Genomic DNA, 23,921 nt, shown 5'->3' with positions numbered 1-23,921 from the left:
TAAGTATAGTGCGTATAATGCAGAATAACTTAATTTTCTCTAGAAAAAGAGTCAAGAATAATCAATATTTAGTTATTCTGAGAAGAAGATCCTCTCATTGGAATGTTCCCGTATGCGTTGTATAGTTATAGAGAAAATCGAATTCTTTTTTCCACCTGCGGGGTATTTATGGGTGCACACACAGCGTTTTCACATGTTTACAGATTATGTCTCGTAGTTTGCGTGCTTATTGCATTACCGGCGGCTGTTTTCGCCCAAAAAACATGGGATGGCGGCGGGGACAATCTGACTTGGAATGATGCTCTGAACTGGAACGGAAATACTCTGCCGACTCCGGCCGAGAATGTTGATTTGAGTGCTGCTCCTGTCACGGTTCGACTCACCGGAGATGGTTTTGCTAATAATCTTTTTGGTACCGCAGGTACAACCATCGATCTGAACGGTAATACTCTTACCGCTGATGCTGCTGCTATTATAGATGGCCTTTTAGGTCCGGGCACCCTCTCAGTTACCGGCGTCCTGGATATGAGCAACGCCGGCGCTGATATTAGCGGGGCAATTACTATAAGTGCCGGAAGTCTTTCCATAAACAACGGCCGAACTCTTGCCTTAACTGGAGCCGCAACATTCACTACCGGAGGAAGCATCAACACCAACACCGACGGGACAATAGATGTTTCCGGGTCTACGGGGGCTGTGTCCATTGGCGGAGACGTATCGGGCTCGGGAACAGTTCTTCTTGGCGGCGGATCTGCAAGCATAGGCGGGAATGTGTCGGTTGGAACATTCACCTCCGGAGCAGGTGCCGTTGATATAAATGGTGATGTGACCAGTGCTGTTTCATTCACTGAGTCGTCATCCACCACGAATATTGCCGGAGCAAGCGTTGATTTCAGCGGAGGATTCACCGCAAATACCGGAGAACTTATCCTTGATAGGGTGGGATCAACCACCCTTACCAGCAATGGGAACTACAATGACTTCACGGTTGCCGGCGGAACGACGGTGAACCTTTCAAATGATGCCACTGTTGGATCGGCGGCGACAGTCACCGGAACATTGAACACTGGAGCAAATTCCTTCAGCGCCGGCAGCCTGAGTGCTGACGGAACAGTTGATGCAGGCGGCCAGACAGGAACAGAGACATTTGGAGTGACCGGCGCAGTAGGGGGAACTGGTACGGTAAGCCTGGGCGGCGGAGCTGCAGATATAGACGGGGATGTAAGCGTAAACAGTTTTACCGCCTCAAGCAACGGTACGGCAATAGGCGGCAGTCTGACCAGTGCAACCTTTACCAACGGAGGTTCAACGGTAACCTTTGATACCACCGGCGGCAACGTAGGAGCCGTTGGGGGATATACATTTAACAATGTGATTGTTTCTGCTGCAGTGACAGCCCAGTCGGACTGGAGTGCAGCCAGCCTCACAGCGAATAACACATTGGATATGAACGGGAACAGCCTGATTGTCACCGGACTGGTTAACGGTACCGGGACAGTTACCCTGGCCGCCGGGACTCATGATCTTCAGGGAAATGTGAGTGTGTCAACGCTGAACGGCGGAGCGGGAACGATTAGTGTTCACGGAAATCTGACCAGCGGAACAGTTGCTTTGGGCAGCGGGGCTGTGGACATAGATGGTGATGTGACCAGTGCTGTTTCATTCACTGAGTCGTCATCCACCACGAATATTGCCGGGACGACAGTAAACTTCAGCGGCGGGTTCACCGCAAATACCGGAGAACTTATCCTGGATAGGGCGGGATCAACCACCCTTACCAGCAATGGGAACTACAATGACTTCACGGTAGCAGGGCCAACGAACGTGCAACTTCAAAACAATATGACCGTGGATGGTTTGCTGACGGTAAACGGTACGCTCACCCTTGGTAGCTACAGTCTGACATTGGGAGGCGATGCAGACATAAGCGGTTTGGACGGGGGAATCGGAGAACTGCAGATATCAGGAACAGTGAATCTGACCAGTAGCGGAGCGGAGATCTATGACCTGCGTATTTTGAATGGCGGCGGCCTGACGCCCCAGGATGCTCTGACGGTGAATCGTCATTTTGTTATTGAAAGCGGCGGAAGCTATGGGAATAACGCTCAGGCTCTCACCCTTGGAGGGATAGGCGGAGCGGCTGGAGATCTGACAGATTCAAATGGCGGTACCCAGGATCTTGGCTCAGTGACAGTGAATACTGCCACACAGACAATGCAGAGCAATATCCTCATGAGTTCGCTGCAGATTGACAGTCAGCTGAGCACAAACGGGGACACTCTGGATGTAGACGGTCTTGTGGATGTGAACGGTACACTGGACAACAGCAGCGGAGTGGTTGAAGTCGCAGGGAATGCAGACTTCAGCACCGGAGCCTACACCAACGGTGGTACGATCCGCTTTAACGGCGGGGGAGCCCAGACATTAACGACTGATGGGAATAATATGGGTGCCACGGATATAACCGGTGGAGCCACAGATGTACAGATGCAGGATGATGCGAATTTTGGCGCGATAACAATACCGTCGGGACAGCTAAGCACGGGAAACAACACGCTTGATGCAGCAAGCATCAGTGCTGACGGAACAGTTGATGCAGGTGGCCAGACAGTAACAGAGACTTTTGGAGTGACCGGCGCAGTAGGGGGAACTGGTACGCTAAGCCTTGGGGGCGGAGCTGCAGATATAGACGGGGATGTAAGCGTAAACAGTTTTACCGCCTCAAGCAACGGTACGGCAATAGGCGGCAGTCTGACCAGTGCAACCTTTACCAACGGAGGTTCAACGGTAACCTTTGATACCACCGGCGGCAACGTAGGAGCCGTTGGGGGATATACATTTAACAATGTGATTGTTTCTGCTGCAGTGACAGCCCAGTCGGACTGGAGTGCAGCCAGCCTCACAGCGAATAACACATTGGATATGAACGGGAACAGCCTGATTGTCACCGGACTGGTTAACGGTACCGGGACAGTTACCCTGGCCGCCGGGACTCATGATCTTCAGGGAAATGTGAGTGTGTCAACGCTGAACGGCGGAGCGGGAACGATTAGTGTTCACGGAAATCTGACCAGCGGAACAGTTGCTTTGGGCAGCGGGGCTGTGGACATAGATGGTGATGTGACCAGTGCTGTTTCATTCACTGAGTCGTCATCCACCACGAATATTGCCGGGACGACAGTAAACTTCAGCGGCGGGTTCACCGCAAATACCGGAGAACTTATCCTGGATAGGGCGGGATCAACCACCCTTACCAGCAATGGGAACTACCATGACTTCACGGTAGCCGGCGGAACGACAGTGACCCTTGCTAGTGACGCCACTGTTGGATCGGCGGCGACAGTCACCGGAACATTGAACACTGGAGCAAATTCCTTCAGCGCCGGCAGCCTGAGTGCTGACGGAACAGTTGATGCCAGCAGCCAGACAGGAACAGAGACATTTGGAGTGACCGGCGCAGTAGGGGGAACTGGTACGGTAAGCCTGGGCGGCGGAGCTGCAGATATAGACGGGGATGTAAGCGTAAACAGTTTTACCGCCTCAAGCAACGGTACGGCAATAGGCGGCAGTCTGACCAGTGCAACCTTTACCAACGGAGGTTCAACGGTAACCTTTGATACCACCGGCGGCAACGTAGGAGCCGTTGGGGGATATACATTTAACAATGTGATTGTTTCTGCTGCAGTGACAGCCCAGTCGGACTGGAGTGCAGCCAGCCTCACAGCGAATAACACATTGGATATGAACGGGAACAGCCTGATTGTCACCGGACTGGTTAACGGTACCGGGACAGTTACCCTGGCCGCCGGGACTCATGATCTTCAGGGAAATGTGAGTGTGTCAACGCTGAACGGCGGAGCGGGAACGATTAGTGTTCACGGAAATCTGACCAGCGGAACAGTTGCTTTGGGCAGCGGGGCTGTGGACATAGATGGTGATGTGACCAGTGCTGTTTCATTCACTGAGTCGTCATCCACCACGAATATTGCCGGGACGACAGTAAACTTCAGCGGCGGGTTCACCGCAAATACCGGAGAACTTATCCTGGATAGGGCGGGATCAACCACCCTTACCAGCAATGGGAACTACAATGACTTCACGGTAGCCGGCGGAACGACAGTGACCCTTGCTAGTGACGCCACTGTTGGATCGGCGGCGACAGTCACCGGAACATTGAACACTGGAGCAAATTCCTTCAGCGCCGGCAGCCTGAGTGCTGACGGAACAGTTGATGCCAGCAGCCAGACAGGAACAGAGACATTTGGAGTGACCGGCGCAGTAGGGGGAACTGGTACGGTAAGCCTGGGCGGCGGAGCTGCAGATATAGACGGGGATGTAAGCGTAAACAGTTTTACCGCCTCAAGCAACGGTACGGCAATAGGCGGCAGTCTGACCAGTGCAACCTTTACCAACGGAGGTTCAACGGTAACCTTTGATACCACCGGCGGCAACGTAGGAGCCGTTGGGGGATATACATTTAACAATGTGATTGTTTCTGCTGCAGTGACAGCCCAGTCGGACTGGAGTGCAGCCAGCCTCACAGCGAATAACACATTGGATATGAACGGGAACAGCCTGATTGTCACCGGACTGGTTAACGGTACCGGGACAGTTACCCTGGCCGCCGGGACTCATGATCTTCAGGGAAATGTGAGTGTGTCAACGCTGAACGGCGGAGCGGGAACGATTAGTGTTCACGGAAATCTGACCAGCGGAACAGTTGCTTTGGGCAGCGGGGCTGTGGACATAGATGGTGATGTGACCAGTGCTGTTTCATTCACTGAGTCGTCATCCACCACGAATATTGCCGGGACGACAGTAAACTTCAGCGGCGGGTTCACCGCAAATACCGGAGAACTTATCCTGGATAGGGCGGGATCAACCACCCTTACCAGCAATGGGAACTACAATGACTTCACGGTAGCAGGGCCAACGAACGTGCAACTTCAAAACAATATGACCGTGGATGGTTTGCTGACGGTAAACGGTACGCTCACCCTTGGTAGCTACAGTCTGACATTGGGAGGCGATGCAGACATAAGCGGTTTGGACGGGGGAATCGGAGAACTGCAGATATCAGGAACAGTGAATCTGACCAGTAGCGGAGCGGAGATCTATGACCTGCGTATTTTGAATGGCGGCGGCCTGACGCCCCAGGATGCTCTGACGGTGAATCGTCATTTTGTTATTGAAAGCGGCGGAAGCTATGGGAATAACGCTCAGGCTCTCACCCTTGGAGGGATAGGCGGAGCGGCTGGAGATCTGACAGATTCAAATGGCGGTACCCAGGATCTTGGCTCAGTGACAGTGAATACTGCCACACAGACAATGCAGAGCAATATCCTCATGAGTTCGCTGCAGATTGACAGTCAGCTGAGCACAAACGGGGACACTCTGGATGTAGACGGTCTTGTGGATGTGAACGGTACACTGGACAACAGCAGCGGAGTGGTTGAAGTCGCAGGGAATGCAGACTTCAGCACCGGAGCCTACACCAACGGTGGTACGATCCGCTTTAACGGCGGGGGAGCCCAGACATTAACGACTGATGGGAATAATATGGGTGCCACGGATATAACCGGTGGAGCCACAGATGTACAGATGCAGGATGATGCGAATTTTGGCGCGATAACAATACCGTCGGGACAGCTAAGCACGGGAAACAACACGCTTGATGCAGCAAGCATCAGTGCTGACGGAACAGTTGATGCAGGTGGCCAGACAGGAACAGAGACCTTTGGAGTGACCGGCGCAGTAGGGGGAACTGGTACGCTAAGCCTTGGGGGCGGTGGCGTGCTAATCGGCGGAAACGTGAGTATTTCGACGCTGAACGGCGGTGCCGGAGATGTAGAAATTACAGGTGACCTGACCAGCGGGACCGCAACCTTTGGAAGCGGTGCGGTAGACATAAATGGTGCTACGGTGAATGTAGGTGCGTTTACCGAATCATCTGCAACAACCAGTATCGCCTCTACTACAGTGAACTTCAGCGGCGGTTTCACCGCGGCCGGAGGTACGGTCACATTTGACTCAGGGGCACCCACAAACTTGACATCCGGGGGCAACTACAATGTTGTAGAAATAACTCCCGCTACTACGGTAAACCTGCTAAATGGAATGACTACCAATAGTAATCTAGTGGCTGATGGTGAACTTCACATTTCAACATTCAATCTGAATGTTGGCGGTAATTTAAGCACGGAGATTGATTTTGATTCCACCGGTGGGAATGTGGATGTTACCGGTGATTTTAACCATAATAACGGAACTGTTTCACTCCAAGGTACCCTGGATGTAACCGGCAACTTTGTACAGGACGTTGGCGCAGGTCTATTTAGCGCATCGGGCGATATCACATTCGTCGCAGGTTCGTATACATTCAATGAAGATGTGGAGTTTAATGCAGGTTTAACGCTTATCAGCGGCGGAGCTGTCACTGTTGGTAGCGATAATACTGATACCTTTGAACTCCTGGGGGGATCCGTTCTCCTTACCGATGGTGCAGGAACTGCTTCTCTAACAATTAATTCTCAATTGAATGGCCCCCAGAATCTGACTCTGCGCTTCGATGACATTACTACTATAGACGGTCCGGTTGGAAATAATACTTCCCTGGGTGCAGCCACAGGGACAAATCTGACGATTGATTCTGCTGGTACAACAAGCTTTAATAGTACTGTCGACCTGGCAGCTGGCGATGCAGGGTCCTTGAATATAACAGGCAACGGTGATGTTATATTCAACAGCACCCTGGATGCCGGTGAAGGATTGCTGCAGGATGATGCACTCACAGGAAGTATTGAGTTCCACGATGAAGTGACAATTTCAGGGTCAACTGTTGACAGTAATTTTCAGGACGATGTTGAACTGCATGGCATAATTTTCAATACAGCAGGCGACATCACCTTCGGAACCTTCAATGCCGATCCGGCAGCCATAAACGATACCCTCACAATTTCCAGCGGCACGGTTACCATAAATTTTAATGCCGCAAATGTCACATTCACATCCAACTCGAACATTGTATCTGCTACATCTGAGGATCTTGTTATTGATGATAACGGAAATGCTTCATCCCAAATTGTGATTGAAGGCAATATCGGGACAGATGATCCGATCAATGATGCCGGGATCTACGAGTTGGGGAATCTGACATTTACTGCTGATATTATCGAACTCAGCGGCGGCGGTATTCGAACCGACGGGCCTGGGAACAATCAATTTATTACCGGGAACGAGACATATGTGAATGTTCCGGTGAATATTGATATAGATAGCAATGGAAGGCCCCTTATATTTAATGACCTGTTTATCGATTCTGCAGGAGCTGTTATAGAACTTGAAAATATTCCGGCGGTATCTGTGAATAATTTCTTTCTCTTTGGCGGTACTGTTGATTTACGGGGCGACTCGGTAATTCCAACAGATCTGTATACCGATGAGGATTTGGTTGTACTGGGATATGCAGCAAATACGTCAGTGGATGACCCTGACAGAGCTGCGGGTGCCGATAAATGGAAATATCCGTCTGCAATTAATATGCCGAGGATAGAAACTTATCAGCCTGCGCCACCGTACACAGGCGGCTTTGGGGATTTAGACGGGGTTAATATCCGTGTTGATAATCAGGGTGACAACACATACGGACCAAGCGATAACTTCGGGAATTTCTATGTAAACAGCAGCGACCTTCCCTCCGCGGGGGGCGATTGGAATCTCTATTTACCCGATAACAGATCTGCAGCTCCTACCCCGGGTGATAATACAGATTGGGGAGCCCCGTATTCAGTGTCGATAAATAATACCATTACCAATGCCCTGGTTCAGACTAAAACAATTATTGCAGCAAATATTGTGACAGACGCAGATGCGAATCCCTCAACCCTAAACGGCTCCACAAGTGTGTACGATTTTTCAGCTTTCACTCAGCCGGATTTTAATCCGGACACCCGTGGTTTTTCCGGAGACTTTTCGGGAGCCGGCGCCGGAAGAGTGCGATTCGACAGCGAATATACGCCAAACTATGGTTTCGACAATGTAATAACAGTTGTCGATTCGATAGAGCTGGTAAAAGATGATGTAGCCCGGATTACATTCAACAAACCAATAATGAACACAAATTCGGAGATTACCAGCAGCGCTGCTTCCATTAACATAGGCGGCACACCCTTCCAGGGAGAGGTGTATCTTGCCCCATATTGGGCGGCAGGAAATCAGAGTTTTCCATTATACAGTGAGATCATCGATGACGATAGCGATGGTAATCGTGATACCGAGCCTTACCGCAGGACCGATAATGCGTCGTTTGATGCGCTGAAAACGATCTACCTCAAGCTGAATGGTGCAACATGGGCAACAGATTCCAATGGAACTGATGCCGGCGGAGCAGGGACAGGAACTGACAGTGAAGGGAATGTGCCCGGCATCGGTGCTGTGGATATAGGCTGGTTGAAAGCAGAGCTGCGGGGAAGCAATGGTGCGGATATGGTGTACGCAGACAATGATGGCGGTGGCTATGGAAGCGGAGATGCCGATCTCAATGTTAATGAAAGCGCAGAAGATAAAATGGGTCCCGTGCTTTATGCGGTGGAAGTTGGTCGAATGAGGAATTCCGGTGACGGAAGGGACGGTCATAATTTTTTCAAGCTGCATTTTTCTGAAGATATTACCCTCAGTTCCCAGCTGCCTGGTGCGGTAATAGGTGCCGGCAACTATCGTGCCGATACCACATTCGACGGAGCAGTTACTATCGGCGGTGATTTTCTCAATGATCAAATTGATATTGATTCAGACTCCACCGACGAAGAAGTGGTGCATCTCAACGGGTATTTTTTCTATACAAACAGCAGTTATGCCCTGGGCACTGATCCGCCCTTTCAAACGGGGTACCGGGATGTTCCTGCTGCCGGAAAAGAAACAGTCAACAGTTTGTATGCATTGGATGATCGAACCATAGAGGTGTACCTTGCAGGTTTTTGGGATGGTACCAATTGGCCGGGTTGGCACTTTCTCGTTCCAGACCCTTATTCGCCGGGAACACTAATAGAGGTTGAGCAAAATAATTTCATTACAGACAGTTCGGCATCCGACAATTGGATAGATGCATTAGAGAGCACACGATCTCTGATGGAAAGCCCAGAGACCGTGCAGCGGCCTGATGCGTATCCGGTTGGGTCCAGTTTTGCGGCAACTGATACACCTTTTACCCCCCTTGGGTCCACAGGTCTTCCGGGAAGTGTGTACACACCGGGAACCAACTTCGACTTCTGGGATGTATCCGCTCCGGTAATTTCGGCATTCCAGGCGGGAGCCGACCCGGCTAACCTGTATCCGGGTCTTCGCCCCAATATCGCACAGGCGTATGAAATTGTACTTATTGAAAATCCGATTACTCAGTTGATCGATGGGTTTGACGTATTTATTCAGGATAACGGGATTGCCTCCGCAGGTGCTTTTCAGCTCAGTGAAGACAATCTCGCCGAACTTGGAAACTGGGTCGCCAGTAGCGATCACGATGAAGGTGCTCCGGGCGGGCCGTTGTTTTCCGACCGGCCGTATTACGGCACAGCCGGTATTGGAGACCAACTGGATGAACAGGCCGGAGAGACCTATCGGGGTGTTCGTGATTCCAGCGCAACGTTCGCAGGAAATTTCACCACGTTTACCGAATCAATCAGGCTCGGAGTACGTGGAGAAACATTGAGCTCCGCCTTCAATGCAGGCACTGAACTCGGCGGGGAGTATCAAACTGATTCGGTAGAAAACCAGCTTTATCGCCGGGATGGGTCTATTATTGCGGGTGTGGATGATCCTTATTTCCGACTATTTATCAATAATGCCGCAACTGCGGGCTGGGATAACCTCACTGAAATCTATCTTGCCTATGCCCATAATCAAAATGGATACCTCACCGATCTTGCGGGTAACCTCATGCCCAGCAGTCGACCGGAAAATATGGCGTCCCAATTCGGTCCGGAATATGAACCCTATGCAATCAATCCCTTTGAAGAGAGTGGTGTGGCGGTTTCGCCGGAGAAAGGTAAACTCCTGGCCATTGAGCGCACACCTCCGGAAATTATCCTTTCCTTGGCAGCGGTAAGTGGTAACCGAATCTATGTTAAATTCACTGAACCGGTATGGGCTGACCAAACTCTTAGCTCAGCAATTGACGAAACGTTCTTTGTACTCTCTGATCCCGGAGTAAATATAACAGGCATTGAAGTTCTTAAATCCAATGCCGAGCTTTCACCCAGCAATACCCCTGGAGTTGAGGAGGCATATCTTCTGCTCGACAGTGAATTGAGCGCTGATGATCTATTCCTGATTGATATCCGGCCGGTGGACCAGGATCCGGGACCTTCCACTGAGACCTTCTATGATAAAGCCCTTAATCAGTACAGAATTGGATCAAACCGCCGAATTACCGATGTGGGAATAGGAATCGTTCGGCCTATTTGGGCTACCGATGGAATCCAAAAAGATGATGAACGGGGATCCGGTTTCAGCTCAATCAGAGACTTCGACGGGAGCGAAGCATTGGATGATCTGGATATTACCGTTGAGTCGGGAATAACTGCACCGAGTTACCATGATTTACCAATAAACCTCTTTTTCGATGTGAATGTTCCTGATGATAAGAAAAACCTCTTGCTGGATGGAGCACCGGGAATGTACTGGTCACCGATAGCCGTGCCGGGCCTGATACCCGACCCGAATACTGAGGCAAGGATCAGTAATCGTCAAAATTCAGATTCCTCCACCGGTATCGCCCAGCATCTGTTGCCGGCCGGAGACCCGGAAATTGAAAGGGGAGCTGAAGTCGAATTCATGTACCGGGTAGGTCCCCTTCTTGCAGCAAACATAGAGGACCCCAATGAACCCTTAACCCTGAAGCCCTGGAGCATAGAAATTGGCGGCATCGTTGAGCAACGCGGCGGAGCAACCATTCTTAATAATGTGATCAATCCTGAGACAGGAGATCAAACCGTTCTCAACTACACCCTTGATCGTCCGGGAATGGTACTCATTAATGTGTTTACCCTCGATGGAGATCTGGTGAAAGTTCTTCATCGTGGAAGACAGGGAACAGGGATACATAATATTTCATGGAACGGACAGAACAGTAACGGGGATACTGTAGCCAGAGGATTCTATTTTATCAGAATCACGGCACCTGGAGTTGATGAGATTCGAAAGGTTCTAGTGGTGAAGTAAGGCACCGGCTAATATCATGAAACACCACACATGAACGTTGAAGGTGCTTCAATAAAATTGCTTCAGACGGCAATGCCTCGGGCTACTCTATTGTGCCTAGCTCAAGGGAAGGTGCAGCGATGAGCACTGCTCCTGCATCAAGGGGAAATACGCTGAGATTTCCCGCCTCATCGATGGTTTTATTGAGTCCAGAAGCTGTTATTGCGATTTCGATCATCTTCGCTGAATCATCTTCAGGGACACCCTGGACAAGACCGTCGAACGGCATTTGGATTTTCGTCCATGAGCTTCCAATTGAACTGATGTCAAAATCCTGACTGACTGTCACCCCACCTATTCCGCCGGAATATATATCAGATGCGGTGACATTTAAAATTTCGGAGTAGAAATTGTTTGCTCCCGGAGCCCGGGAATCCTTTCGAACATACAGCGTGAAGACGTATGGGGCATTCTGAACCAACTCCAGACCGCTGTCTTCATGAGTATAAGGTACCTGAAGGCGTACGGCATAATCGGTATCCGCTCGTACAAAACGGATATTGTCCAGCTGGCTGTCGAACTGAACTGTTCCATCCACCTTTCCCAGATACCAGCGCGAGTAACGGGAATCGGCACTTATGAGGTTGTTTTTCTCAGTCGAGGCGTTGCCTGGAAAGGAAAGAACCGTTTCAGTTCGTTCCGATAAGGCACTGAAATACAGGAAATCAGGACGGTCAGTATTATCATCGAACTGGAAATAGTAAGACCCTATGTATGAATAAAAATCAAAATGAAAACTGTACTCATCCGCATCCGACCAGGTATTAACCCGGGTTGCCAGGTCAATGTAGTATTGGTCGATTGGATCATCAATAACCGTATTAATCCTGACTGATTGGCCGGTGCCTATTTCATTATCAACTCCCGATTCAATCGATGCCGATGACTCAACACCGCTATCTGGATCAACATAGAACACATTCGAAAGCTCTCCGGCAGATTCAAAGTCCCCGTTTATAAATTGATTCTTTATTTCAAGACGATATACATGTACCGGATCACCATCTGCCGGAGCGGGGATGGAACTTGTGTCGATTCCGGTAACCGGCTCAAAGTTCATATAGTTATTTACCGATGTTTGTGTGAAGCCTGAGCCCCAACCGTGATCAGCAGTCCAACCGTTTCCTTCGGCATCTGTTTCACCAAATTGATATCCATCAATCAGGTTGACCCCATCATACTCTCCGAAGAGGTTCAAAGGATCACTGCAGCTCATCAGAAAAAGTGATGCAATCAGGACAACGCTGAAACAGGAGATACTATTATGTATGCAGAATGTAGTATTTTTGCTCTCTACGGCATTCTTGTGAACTATCACATTGTACCCCCGGGGAACAAGACTGGTGAAACCATCTCTCCTGTCCTGTGTTTCAGGGAGAAATCCTGAAGATATACTGCAAATGGTTTCATATCCATACAACGAACCCAGGCTCAGGATCACCAACCTGCTCTAAATATAGCATGACAGCAATGAATTTTCTATTCTGTGATGATGGTATCGACGGGGTATGTAAAACGTGCTGTGACCATCTTATGATCGCTGATTGTCACAGATTCTGCACGGCAGTCCAGTTCTTCAAGACTGCGGTAAAATATATGGTCAATGGACATTGGGAGACGGCGAAAGCTTCCGCCGGGGTATTCAGCCTCATGGAATTGTTCCAGCAGCAATCTCCCGGTTTTCGACGGGGAGATGCTGTTGAAGTCTCCGGCAATAATGATGGGGTGGGCATTCAGTCGTTCTTGGTGGATGACCTGAAACATCATCTCCACTGAAGGCTTTCGGGATTCAGCTGATGCATGGTCAAGATGAAGGTTCACCACAGATATGCAGCTATCCGCGGCCCGGTCATAGAGCACGGCCCATGTCATCTGACGGGGCCGGGTATTTCCCCAGCTGCGTGAATCGGGAACAAAGGCATTGTGACTGAACCAATAGGTGCCGCTTCTCACCGGAGAGAATCGTGCTTTGCTATACAAAATCGGGTTGATATTTCCGGTCCGGGAGTAGGAATCGGCGGAGATGAGCCCGTACTCATCCATGTTTTTAAGCATGTTGAATATCCGGTTAACCGGGGCAATGAAATCGTCCGGCAGAATACTCACCACTTCCTGCAGGAACCATAAGTCTCTTTCGGCACTTTGTAGAAGGTCGCTCAGTCCCGTGATACGGCGGGGAGCTTCTTCAACTCGATCGTACATGACATTCAGAGTTGAAACGAGGAGCCCGGACTGGGTGCCGGTGTAAGGATTGTCCGGAAGAGGGAGGGGGTGGCTGATGCAGGAACTCAGGAGTATCGCCAGCAAAACCAGGGTTGCTGGGCTCCGTCCGCATTTTCGGTTTCTGAGGCGTTCGGGCCGGTTTCGATTGTCATGCATAATAGCATTATTATAGTGAAAAGCTCTGATGTTTCCAGGAGAATTTTGCAGTGCACGGAAGCTTGTGGAACAAAAAGTTCGCCACCAAGGCTCCACTTGTTGTAGCGGTGCACATTTTTACACCGCTATCGGTAGCGGCTTGGCAAGCAAAAAATCTGAAAATCACAGCTTTTCACAAGCTTTGGTGCACTGTAGAAGATTTTCACAAAAAAAGGGCCGCATCCCCCGGCCCTTCAAGGAGGAACCTAGATGAACTGAAAGGTTGAAATCCTAAGAATCAGTTCTGCCGAAGGCTGCGACCCGCAAATGCTTTGGCTGTTGATAGTTACTCTCCAGCCTCTGTGCCTAAATATAATTCAAAATTTCCTCACCGTGTGCATCTGTCTTTACTTTTTTAAAAACTTTCTGTATAATTCCGCCTTCATCGATCACAAAGGTGTATCTGAATGCAACTTCGCTCTTCTTTCCGTACATATTTTTTTCCCCATAAGCTCCATAGGCCTTGTGTACGGTGAGATCCTTATCAACTAACAGGTCAAAGGGCAAACTGAATTTTTCTATGAAATTGCTGTGACTTTTTTCTCCGTCGCGGCTCACGCCAAGCACCACAGCCCCCCGTTTCTGAATTTCGCTGTGGTTATCCCGCAGACTGCAGGCTTCCTTGGTGCAGCCGGGAGTGTTGTCTTTCGGATAAAAATAGAGAACCACCTTTTTTCCGGCAAAATCACTGAGAGAAACCGTTTCTCCATTCTGATTCACTGCGCTGAAATCCGGGGCTTTGCTGCCTGCTTCGGGCACGGGAAGTTTTTCCATGAATTGCTCCTTTTGATAAGAATATAAATACAGAAACGGCGGCAACATGTCCGATTAGGCTGATGCCGTCGCTCCGGGCTTCGTGGAGATAATGTACTGAAAAAAAACCGGCGGGAGTAGCTAATTGTGTGGCCCTGAGCATACCGCTCTGCCGACCGGAAAAATGGTCTGGTTCAAAAAGCAGCCCGGGTCAATAAGCGGCCGGCCCGAACCCCGATCCGGTCCCGAAACGGGGCCCGGGTCGGAGACTGATTCAGGATCTGAATATATTTCGGAAGAACTCTTCGGCCTCCCGGGCTGTGTTTTCCACTCCCTTGCTGATGTTTTCGCCGAAATCGCTGAGAGTTCGGGCAAGGGGGTCCCGGCTCTTTTTCAGATCTTCCTGATACTGTCTGGCAGCCTCTTCGAAGTCTTTGCGGATATCGTCATCTTCGCTGCCGTCCCGCCGGGGATAGTTGCCCTGAATTACTTCTTCGTATCTGCCGGATTCATACCAGTCGCGAAGGTCTTTAATGCGCAGCACGGGGAAGGGGTGGGTCTGGGTAAAGAGGTTGAGACTTTTGTACACGCTGTCCACAACGTTGCCGTAGGAATCATATTCATCGGCCTGGGCGAAGAATTCCTGAATATCCATCTGGTCGGTTTCGAAGCCCCCGGCAAGCTTCAGGAGGGTACGGTACTGAACCTCCGGGTTCTGAACGGCGAGAAGGGCCGCACGGTCTGCGCTGAGCTCGCTTTTCCTGTCCCATTCCCGCAATGCACCGATAAGCCCCATGAGCACCAGCTGACTGAGGGGAAGCCGGAAGATCATAATTCCCATGTTCATGAGAACCCAGAGCAGGGTTTTATACAGTACGTGGCCGCTCATGATGTGGGCCATCTCGTGGGCGATGACGCTGAGAAGCTCTTCATCGCTGAAATGCCTGACCAGCTCGGAATTTAGCGAGATAAACGGAGTGTCAACTCCAATGGCGCCGGCGTTGAGCACCGGGCTCTGGGTCACGAAAATATCCGGCAGATAATCAGCATCCAGGATCCGGGCGACCTCGTTGCGTAAACTGGTTACCCGTGGAAACTGCGTCTCGCTGCATTTTACCGTGGAACTGAGGAACAGCAGCCTGAGGCTTTTCTCGTTGGTCATCCCCACAAGGAATTTCATTACCTGGTCCAGCCCCGGTACGGCTCTGAGGCTGTTGAGGGCTGCCCGGTCAGCAGGGTGCTCCCATGAACGGGGTGAGATGCCGGTGAGGACGGTTTTATCGGGGTAGATGATTTTCTTTTCTGCCATGTTTTCCTCCGAAGTAATCTGGTGTAGAATGCGGATCAGTGAATCTGAATTCCGTTTCTGTAATTATACCCGTCTATAACCGTGCTCACCACCTTCTTGAGGCCCTGGATAGCGTATTTCATCAGGAGTCTCCGGACACGGCAATTCAGTGCATCGTGGCGGATGACGGTTCCACTGACGGATCACTGCTGGCCGCCCAGATGCATTGGAACAAACTGCAGTCCCGGACGCCCAGGCCTGATCGGGAGTTTCTGCCCCTTGCATTGGAACACGGAGGATACCCGGGGCGGGCGCGAAACCGGGGGGTCGAACTGGCCCGTCACGATCTTGTTGCGTTTCTGGATTCGGATGATATCTGGCTGCCGGAAAAGCTGTCTCTTCAGCTTCCCCTCCACCGGGAGACGCGAATAAGCCACACCCGGGAGCGCTGGATCCGATTTGATCACGGCGGTTCACGCCGGGAGGTGAGTCAAAAAAGCCAGAAACACCGCCGCAGGGGCGATCTTTTTACCGACTCACTCTGGAAATGCATTATCGGCCCCAGTACGGCTGTTATGGATAAGAGCTTGTTCAACACTCTGGGCGGGTTCCGGGAGGATCTTCAGGTTGCCGAGGACTATGAGTTCTGGCTGCGTGTAACTGCCCGGGAGGAAGCGGGTTATGTTGATGAACCCTGTGTGGAAAAGCGGGCGGGACTGCCGAATCAGGATCAGCTCTCTGAGCGCTACGGACAGATCGAAGGGTTTCGCATTGCCGCACTGCAGCGGCTGCTTGAGAATTCCCCGGATATTTTTTCCGAGCCGCAGCAGACGGCGATTCGTAATATGCTGGTAAAGAAGGCGGAGATATATTTGAAGGGCGCCTTGAAACGGGGCAATGAAGCCGAAGCTGAACGGATGCGGAGAGTGATTCGCACGGTCCTTCGGGAAAACGACTGAGAAACTATCAACTATCTGAATACGGGGGCAATATCCATGAGGGACCGAAACACTACCATCTTCACAGCTTTTCTTGCAGCAGCGGCCCTGGCACTGCTGGGGACATCCTGTTCATCCAGTTCAACTATTATGCTGGAACCCGACCTGTCCGGCTCTGCGGATATATCAGCTTCAGTTCATCCTGTCCTTGTGCAGTATTATCAGGATATCACCGGAAATTACGATCTGGAAACCATTCTTGATCCCCTGCAGCTTACAGAACAGCTGAACAGCCGCAACGGCGTACGGCTTCGCAGCATGTCCCAGGAAAATCCGAGAAATATCAATGTCACCGTCGACTTCCAGAGCGTAAATGAACTGATCTCCCGTGAGAATGTATCTGCCGAAGGGGATTTCATCCGTCTCACCGGCAGGGAAGCAGGTCAGCGGGAACTGAAAATCCGTATCAGTCCCGAGGTGGTACGGGGACTGCTTTCCCTGGGAACGGCCGGATCCCGGGATGTTGCCGATTTCCTCCTTCCTTCAGGCGGGGAGGCCGGCGTGAGTTCCGGACAGTACCGAAGTGACCTTCTGTGGGCGCTGGGGGACTATGCAGATGAAGAAAAACTGAACGGCATATTCAACAATTCAAAACTGGTACTGGTTTTTGCTCTTCCGGATAACGCCCGGATGGACCCCCAAAACATTGAAGGGGGGAGGTTTCTCGCCACCGGGGAAGCGGAAAACCTGGGATCAGAGTCAGGAAATGCCGCTGAATTTGAAGTGAATATAATTGAATTACTGACATTGCGTACACCTCTGGAATTCTCTGTAATATACTGATGGTATGAACCGCCACCTCTCAGCCCTGATTGTAGCCGACAAGCCTGAGGCTCATGTGCAAATTGCCGCAGCTCTCCAGAAATGCGGTATCGAACGATTTACCGTACTCAGCCCGGAAGATGACCTCACAGACCGATTGGGTCAATCGACGAACAGGGTCTCCATAATAATCTTCGACAGTGATTCTATGGCCGATCCGGGAATGCGGGAATACCGCTGCAATGAGCTGACCCGGGAAAACATTCCGGTAATTGTGTGCCTGGATTATGAGCATATTGACTCCGCATTAAGAGACGGAGAACTTGACCGCTGCGGGTATGATCTGCTGCCCCGCCCCTGGGGCGGAACTGACCTTGAACTGGCTATCCGAAGAAATCTCCGGACGCCCGATGAGGCAATCCCCCGGTTCAAAGATGCAGAAGGTAATGGAGATCCGGAAGGTTACCGGGGCGCCTATCATCAGCTGTTTCTCAATAATGGCGACGGCATTCTGATTCATACCCATGATGGTACCATTCTCCAGTCCAATTCCCGGGCACGGGAAATGCTCAGTGGTACTGAAGGGGATCCTAAGGGAACACGGCTTCAGGATTATGAACCTTCTGAGTTTCGAGGGGTGTTCCACGAGCTTATTGAAGGCAGTTCCCTCCATGAAAGAATGCATCTGGAAGTACTGCTCCAGAATGCCAGAAATACGGTTTTTTCAGCTGAGGTTCTAACCGGGAAAATTCACCGCTCAACCGGGAGCAGTACACTTTACTACAGTATTATCAGAGATATCTCCCAGCGAAGAATGATTGAAGACAAATTCAAACACCGGTTGAAGATGGAAAGTGCAATGAGCCTGATTGCCGGGTATTTCATTGAAGTTGAAAATCCCCGAAGCAGTTTCATGGATGCTCTGGAGCAGCTGGGCAGTCTGTGCGAGGCCGATTCGGTATGTATGGAACTGTATTCTCCCGAGGAGGCTCTGTTCGAAGGTTCTGAGCTGAGCTGGGTAAATCGAAGAAAACTCCACGAAAGTGATAGCAGGCATCTGACCCAACAGCAGAGTTCGGATCTGCGCAATGCTCTGGAGGATGAGGAATATATTTACACAGAAAGCTGGGAGGGGAAGCGTATTCCACGGATGTTCATCCTTCCGATGCGCTCCGGTGGGCGCTTGCTGGGAAGTTTGTGGATCTATTCTCCGGCAACCCCCCTTGTCTACGAAGATCGCATGCTCTTTCTGATGATTGCGGAAATGTTTAAAAGCTACTACCTGCAGCGACAGGGAGATGCCCAGAAGCGAAAACTTATTCAAAATCTTGAGCAGAAGGTGAGCCAGTTGAACTGCCTGTTCAGCATCAATCATCTTTTCAGGGAGGAACAGGGGGATTCCTTTTCCCGGGTAGAAGAAGCTGTCTCTCTTCTGTACAAACACCTGGATGATCGGCGGTTTTGCTGCATACATGTTCAGCTGTACGGTCAGGATATTTCGGTGGGGGAATGCTCCGACGAAGGATGTGCTGATCTTTTTCGTCACGAATATGAATTATCCCGGCAGTACAATTTTTCCCTTGAAGTGTACGCATACGACAGAAAACTGGAACAGAATGGAGATCACGATCTCATTCAGGCGGTATTCCATGAAATTTGCAGCTATCTGGAACAGGAGCAGCTGAGGCTTCAGCGGGAACTGATGGAAGTGCAGCTGAACCATACCAGAAGAATTGAAGCAATGGGTGAACTTGCTGCGGGGATTGCCCACGAAATGAATACGCCCAATCAATATATTCAGGATAATCTGCACTTCATTGATGAGAGTCTTTCTGCAATGTACCCCGTGGGCAGGGAACTGTATGAAGAGCTTGGCGGATATGAAGAAGCCATTACCGATATGCCCTATGAACGGGTAAAGCATTTCATCAGGAAACTCAACGAGATTGATCTGCCCTTTCTACAGGAAGAAATTCCCCGGGCTATCAGCCAGAGCATAGAAGGGGTGAATAAGCAAAAGCAGCTTCTGGATGCCATGCGAACGTATTCCCATCCGGGAAACGCGGACCCATTGAGGAATACAGAGACGAATATCAATGAGGTGATACGTGATGCCGTGCTGCTTTGCAGGTATGAATGGTCCCGGTATGCCCGGGTTGAAACGGATTTGCAGGCGGATCCTCCGGAGTTTTTTTGTTCACCCCAGGATATCAGCCAGGCTCTGATAAACCTGATAGTCAATTCCGTCCACGCAATAAAAGAACGGTTTTATGGCGATGAAACGCACACCGAGCCGCTGAAAGGTGACATCCTGATTACCAGTTCCCGGCGCGCCGGACAGGTGGAGATAGCGGTAAAGGATAACGGGATAGGAATTCCCCCGGAGCATCAGAACCGCATTTTCGAACCGTTTTTCACCACAAAAGAAGTGGGCGCAGGGACGGGACAGGGGCTTGCAATTGTATATGAAATCATAGAAAATCGTCATAAAGGTGAGATTCTGCTGCGCAGTGCGCCACGAAAAGGCAGCGAGTTTCGTCTCATTCTACCTGATGCAGCCGAATAATCAGTCTACACAGAAAAACTCAGGGAGGCATTCATGCGTGACAAAATTTTATTTGTTGATGATGATACCAATCTCCTGCAGTCCATCCAGAGAAATTTCCGCCGGTCCTATGAATGTGCCGTGGCGGCAGATGCCGATGAGGCTTTGAAAATACTGGAGTCCGGTGACCGGTTTTCCGTAGTGGTAGCCGATTATCGAATGCCGGGAAATAACGGTATCGATTTCCTTCGAAAGAGCATGGAACGTTTTCCTGATACGATCCGGATCATGCTCACCGGGTATGCGGATATGGAAACAGCCCTCAAGGCCATAAACCAGAGCCGGGTATTCAGCTTTCTTCAAAAACCTTTCGATACAGGTGACCTGAAAACCGTCCTGGAAGAGGCTTCCAAAGAACACCATCGAATCCAGCGCATTCACATGGACAGCCTCACCGATCCTCTCACCGGGCTATATAACCGTCGTTTCATTGAGAGAGAGTATGCCAGGCTCATGGAACTGGCCCGGAGACAGGATTCACGGCTCGCAGTGGTTTTTGCAGATATAGATAATTTCAAGGAAGTGAATGACCGATATGGACACAGTGCGGGAGATCTGCTGCTCAGCGCCATTGCCGAGACTCTGGCGGGAACCATCCGTGGCAGTGATCTGCTCTGCAGGTACGGCGGGGACGAGTTTGTTATTCTCATGGACAGTGCCGACATAGAACATGCCCACAGGCTGAGCGAACGAATCGTGGAAAATGTGAGCGCACTCTGCATCCGGGAGATGCAGGATATGAATTTCAGCATATCACTGGGGCAGTCGGCCTTTCCCCAGGACGGTGAAACCATGAATGAGCTGCTGATCCAGGCGGATAAACGGATGTACATGCACAAAGTGCAGCATTAGAAGTCCGTCCTGCATGAGCCGTCAGTCTGCCATGAACAGCCTGGTATGAACAGCCCGTCCGTCCTGAGCGATTAGTCTGCTATGATCAGTCCGTCCGGCCTGAGTAAGCGCCATGGGGCTTACGGGCTTCAAGGCTCCTCTTCACCAATCACCCAGCTTTCCCGGGGCAGTTCAATGAACCACCTCCCGTCGGACTCAAATGCATTCAAAACCATCAGCGTTTCGCCGATACGGTACCTCATGCGCCGATAGCCGGTTCTTGCTTCTTCGGATACCAGCATAATCTCCCGGTTTGCCGGCGGGATAGGCAGGGAAATTGTCTCTCCCTGTTCCGCAGCAGTTTCATGCATCTTTTCCATAAACAACAGAAGACCTGCTGTGTTGTCCAGGGAGACTTCCGCTGCCTCTGCAAAATTGTATCCCTGCAGTGCCTGAAGGAATCTTCTGGCTGCTCCGTCGGCACTGTCATTTCCCCGGGAACATGATACCGGGAAGAGCAGAATAATTCCAAGCAGAATAATACCGGGCAGAGTGCCGCGAATGATTCTCCGGAACCGAGCATGTGTCAGCCGGAGGCTGATTGAATTGTTCATTATTCATCCTTTTTACTGGACTCGATAGAGCCGCCCATTCGACCGAACCAAATCCCTGCACCGGAGCTCAGGCTTCTGAGGTAATCCAGGCCCGTTGTAACTGATCCCGCAAGTGATTCGGCATCCACAGGATACATCACTCTTCCAATCTTTTCCCGTATGGATTGCCGGAACATGGGGTCGGAAGAAACAAGAGGACCATAGAGCAGTATCTTCCGGTGTGGGAAAACATCGTTCAGGTTTATGCACAGTACCGCCAGGTTTTCACAATATCGTGAGTAGTATTCCCGGGCATCCTTTTCACCTCTTCTGAGTCGGCTTCGGAAGCGAGCCTGAACCTCCAGAGGACCCTCAGGTGACGAGAAAGACAGGGAGTCGGTGAGCAGGAGTTGGCTGAATTCCGCACCGGCACTTCCTCTGGCCTGTGCCGGGTGAAGATATCCCCCGGAGCGAAGTATCATGGATTCCGGGGTAAACAGGAAATCATCGGATCCATCTCTTCCGGGAACATAGGCTTGCAGGATCTCATCAATTACCAGATATATTGCTCCGCCGTTCTTCGGCTTTTCACCCCCGGCACCAAGAACGCTGTCCGTATCCAGCCCGTTCTGTCCTGTGTTGAATTCAGCAAGGGCCCGGGCCGGTGAGAGACTGATCGTAGAGTTGTGATCATTCACGGCAATTCCCTGTTTCAGTATATCAGCAGTTTCCCGGTTCAGATTGGTGAATACCACTGCAGCGATGCTTCGGCCGGGATCGTGACGCAATTTATGAATACGGTAGACAATGCGGGCCAGGTCCTCGCTGATTTCCGTGGTGCCGTGCTCGAATATTTTTTCGTGCAGGATATGGCCTGTTGTATTCACCAGGTGCCAGCGGATCATTTTTCCGGATTGTACCGCAACGAGGATGTTAGCAGGGTTATCAAAAGAACTCATGGGTTGTTTCCCCGGGATGCCGGAAAATTTGATGATATTACTGAAGAGATTTGGGCAATATAATTGTTTTCTATAATCAGTGAAGTATAATTGATATATACGAGTGTGTTGGAGAGTCTCCTCTTCACAATGGGTCCTTTTTGAGGGTCATTCTGCCCCGACCGTTTGGTCGGGGTTTTTTTGTACATATGGCCATGCTATACTCTGATTTCAGGTAAATCAAGACTAGTGCACCGAAGCTTGTGAAACAGAAAATTCCGGAAATGCGGGTCCAAATATGGTGGTGTCATAATTTCGCCGCACTACATGGAGAGGTGAGCTTCAGCGTTCTGTGAAAATTCGCTTTTTTTCACAAGCTTCTGTGCACTATCCAAATCCAAAAACAGTTTTTCTCAGGAGGGTGGATGAAACCGACCTTACTAATCCTTGCGGCAGGAATGGGGAGCCGATACGGCGGAATTAAGCAGATTGAACCCGTTGGAACCAACGGCGAAATCATTTTGGAGTATTCGATTTTCGATGCCATACGTGCCGGATTCGGAAAAGTGGTATTTGTTATCAGAAGAGATATCAAGGATGATTTTGACAAGCATGTTCTTCCCCGATTCTCAGACAGGATTCCCTGTGAGTATGTATTTCAGGAAATGGATGATCTGCCCGCCGGGTTCAGTGTGCCGGAGGACCGGAGCAAACCCTGGGGAACCGCCCATGCGGTTCTGGCAGCCAGAGATGTGCTGAAGGAACCGTTCGCAGTAATAAATGCCGATGATTTTTACGGAAAGGATGCATACCGGGTAATGGGTGAGTTCTTGGCATCCAGAAACGGAACGGATCGTGAGTACGCCATGGTGGGATATCAGCTGATGAAAACCGTCAGCGAGAACGGTACCGTTTCCCGGGGAATTTGTCAGGTTGATGAGCAGGGATGCCTCACCGGTATGACCGAGCATACCAAGCTGGAAAAAAAGTCCGGCCATGTACTCAGTCACCTGGACGATGGCAGCAGCAAACGGTTTACCGGTGACGAGGCGGTTTCCATGAATCTCTTCGGATTCACCCCTGCAGTGCTACCCAGAATGCAGGAGATGTTTGCAAGTTTCCTTCGGAGCACCGGCCCCGACCTGAAAAGTGAATTTTACATTCCCACTGTTGCAAATGACGCAGTAAATAGCGGTGATGCCAGTATGAAGGTGCTGCGCAGTTCAGCCGAATGGTTCGGGATTACCTATCAGGAAGATCGTCCGGGAGTTGTGAGCAGTATACAGGCACTGGTGGAATCAGGAGAATATCCTGAGAGTCTGTGGGCTTAAGCATCCGCAGGGGGTGAACATCCGCAGTGGAGCTGAGCATCCGCAGGTCTGAGTACCGCAGGGTCTAGCAAGGGAGGAGTGAAACGCCTTTCCTGTGTGCAATATAACTTACAAAATCTGTAATATTCCCCTTCAATAGGCTTGATTGCCG

The 23,921-nt window shown here is 50.5% G+C and carries 12 protein-coding genes; 6 read left to right on the top strand and 6 right to left on the bottom strand.

Going from position 1 to position 23,921, the window contains the following annotated elements; translation table 11 throughout:
• The first annotated feature begins 222 nt into the window (after positions 1 to 222).
• Positions 223 to 11,214 (top strand): beta strand repeat-containing protein, encoded by a 10,992-nt coding sequence (locus L21SP2_RS15195; protein WP_024269466.1) that lies wholly within the window; start codon positions 223 to 225, stop codon positions 11,212 to 11,214.
• 82 nt (positions 11,215 to 11,296) lie between these two features.
• On the opposite strand, the gene L21SP2_RS15190 is transcribed toward L21SP2_RS15195, so the two are convergent.
• From L21SP2_RS15190 to L21SP2_RS15170, 4 genes are all read right to left on the bottom strand, one after another.
• On the bottom strand, positions 11,297 to 12,469 hold the full coding sequence (locus L21SP2_RS15190; protein WP_144083029.1) for a hypothetical protein: 1,173 nt from the start codon (positions 12,467 to 12,469) through the stop codon (positions 11,297 to 11,299).
• 263 nt (positions 12,470 to 12,732) lie between these two features.
• Complete coding sequence (locus L21SP2_RS17650; protein WP_053335721.1) at positions 12,733 to 13,632, bottom strand: endonuclease/exonuclease/phosphatase family protein; 900 nt, start codon at positions 13,630 to 13,632, stop codon at positions 12,733 to 12,735.
• A gap of 345 nt (positions 13,633 to 13,977) precedes the next feature.
• Positions 13,978 to 14,445, bottom strand: a complete 468-nt coding sequence (bcp, locus tag L21SP2_RS15175) for a thioredoxin-dependent thiol peroxidase (protein WP_024269463.1) — start codon at positions 14,443 to 14,445, stop codon at positions 13,978 to 13,980.
• A gap of 253 nt (positions 14,446 to 14,698) precedes the next feature.
• The gene (locus L21SP2_RS15170) at positions 14,699 to 15,733 is read right to left on the bottom strand and encodes a M48 family metallopeptidase (protein WP_024269462.1); all 1,035 of its coding nucleotides are present in this window, start codon (positions 15,731 to 15,733) and stop codon (positions 14,699 to 14,701) included.
• 38 nt (positions 15,734 to 15,771) lie between these two features.
• Between L21SP2_RS15170 and L21SP2_RS15165 the strand changes: the two genes are divergently transcribed.
• From L21SP2_RS15165 to L21SP2_RS15150, 4 genes are read left to right on the top strand one after another with little or no spacing between them, the layout of a single operon-like run.
• Positions 15,772 to 16,671 carry a glycosyltransferase family 2 protein gene (locus L21SP2_RS15165; protein ID WP_024269461.1) on the top strand — a complete coding sequence of 300 codons (900 nt, stop codon included), beginning with the start codon at positions 15,772 to 15,774 and terminating at the stop codon, positions 16,669 to 16,671.
• 36 nt (positions 16,672 to 16,707) lie between these two features.
• A complete protein-coding gene (locus tag L21SP2_RS15160; RefSeq protein WP_024269460.1) occupies positions 16,708 to 17,493 on the top strand; it encodes a hypothetical protein in 786 nt (261 codons plus the stop codon).
• 4 nt (positions 17,494 to 17,497) lie between these two features.
• Complete coding sequence (locus L21SP2_RS15155) at positions 17,498 to 20,038, top strand: ATP-binding protein (protein ID WP_024269459.1); 2,541 nt, start codon at positions 17,498 to 17,500, stop codon at positions 20,036 to 20,038.
• Positions 20,039 to 20,071: 33 nt separating this feature from the next.
• The gene (locus tag L21SP2_RS15150; RefSeq protein WP_024269458.1) at positions 20,072 to 20,929 is read left to right on the top strand and encodes a diguanylate cyclase; all 858 of its coding nucleotides are present in this window, start codon (positions 20,072 to 20,074) and stop codon (positions 20,927 to 20,929) included.
• A gap of 128 nt (positions 20,930 to 21,057) precedes the next feature.
• Here the strand turns inward: L21SP2_RS15150 and L21SP2_RS15145 are convergent, their stop codons facing one another.
• Positions 21,058 to 21,522 carry a hypothetical protein gene (locus L21SP2_RS15145; protein ID WP_024269457.1) on the bottom strand — a complete coding sequence of 155 codons (465 nt, stop codon included), beginning with the start codon at positions 21,520 to 21,522 and terminating at the stop codon, positions 21,058 to 21,060.
• A complete protein-coding gene (locus L21SP2_RS15140) occupies positions 21,522 to 22,460 on the bottom strand; it encodes a hypothetical protein (protein WP_024269456.1) in 939 nt (312 codons plus the stop codon). Before L21SP2_RS15140 ends, L21SP2_RS15145 begins: the two co-directional genes overlap by 1 nt.
• 404 nt (positions 22,461 to 22,864) lie before the next feature.
• Here L21SP2_RS15140 and L21SP2_RS15130 point away from each other — a divergent pair, with 404 nt between their 5' ends.
• Complete coding sequence (locus L21SP2_RS15130; protein WP_024269454.1) at positions 22,865 to 23,770, top strand: nucleotidyltransferase family protein; 906 nt, start codon at positions 22,865 to 22,867, stop codon at positions 23,768 to 23,770.
• Positions 23,771 to 23,921: the final 151 nt, after the last annotated feature.

It is taken from the genome of Salinispira pacifica (assembly GCF_000507245.1).
Taxonomy (GTDB): Bacteria; Spirochaetota; Spirochaetia; order DSM-27196; family Salinispiraceae; genus Salinispira; species Salinispira pacifica.
The sequence above is the reverse complement of the archived record's forward strand: the minus strand, read 5'-3'. Positions and strand labels throughout refer to the sequence as shown.

Coding starts and splice junctions, on each gene's coding strand:
- L21SP2_RS15190 (WP_144083029.1), bottom strand. CDS start 12,469: ATGAGCTGCAGTGATCCTTTGAACCTCTTCGGAGAGTATGATGGGGTC.
- bcp (WP_024269463.1), bottom strand. CDS start 14,445: ATGGAAAAACTTCCCGTGCCCGAAGCAGGCAGCAAAGCCCCGGATTTC.
- L21SP2_RS17650 (WP_053335721.1), bottom strand. CDS start 13,632: ATGCATGACAATCGAAACCGGCCCGAACGCCTCAGAAACCGAAAATGC.
- L21SP2_RS15130 (WP_024269454.1), top strand. CDS start 22,865: ATGAAACCGACCTTACTAATCCTTGCGGCAGGAATGGGGAGCCGATAC.
- L21SP2_RS15150 (WP_024269458.1), top strand. CDS start 20,072: ATGCGTGACAAAATTTTATTTGTTGATGATGATACCAATCTCCTGCAG.
- L21SP2_RS15140 (WP_024269456.1), bottom strand. CDS start 22,460: ATGAGTTCTTTTGATAACCCTGCTAACATCCTCGTTGCGGTACAATCC.
- L21SP2_RS15170 (WP_024269462.1), bottom strand. CDS start 15,733: ATGGCAGAAAAGAAAATCATCTACCCCGATAAAACCGTCCTCACCGGC.
- L21SP2_RS15155 (WP_024269459.1), top strand. CDS start 17,498: ATGAACCGCCACCTCTCAGCCCTGATTGTAGCCGACAAGCCTGAGGCT.
- L21SP2_RS15145 (WP_024269457.1), bottom strand. CDS start 21,522: ATGAACAATTCAATCAGCCTCCGGCTGACACATGCTCGGTTCCGGAGA.
- L21SP2_RS15160 (WP_024269460.1), top strand. CDS start 16,708: ATGAGGGACCGAAACACTACCATCTTCACAGCTTTTCTTGCAGCAGCG.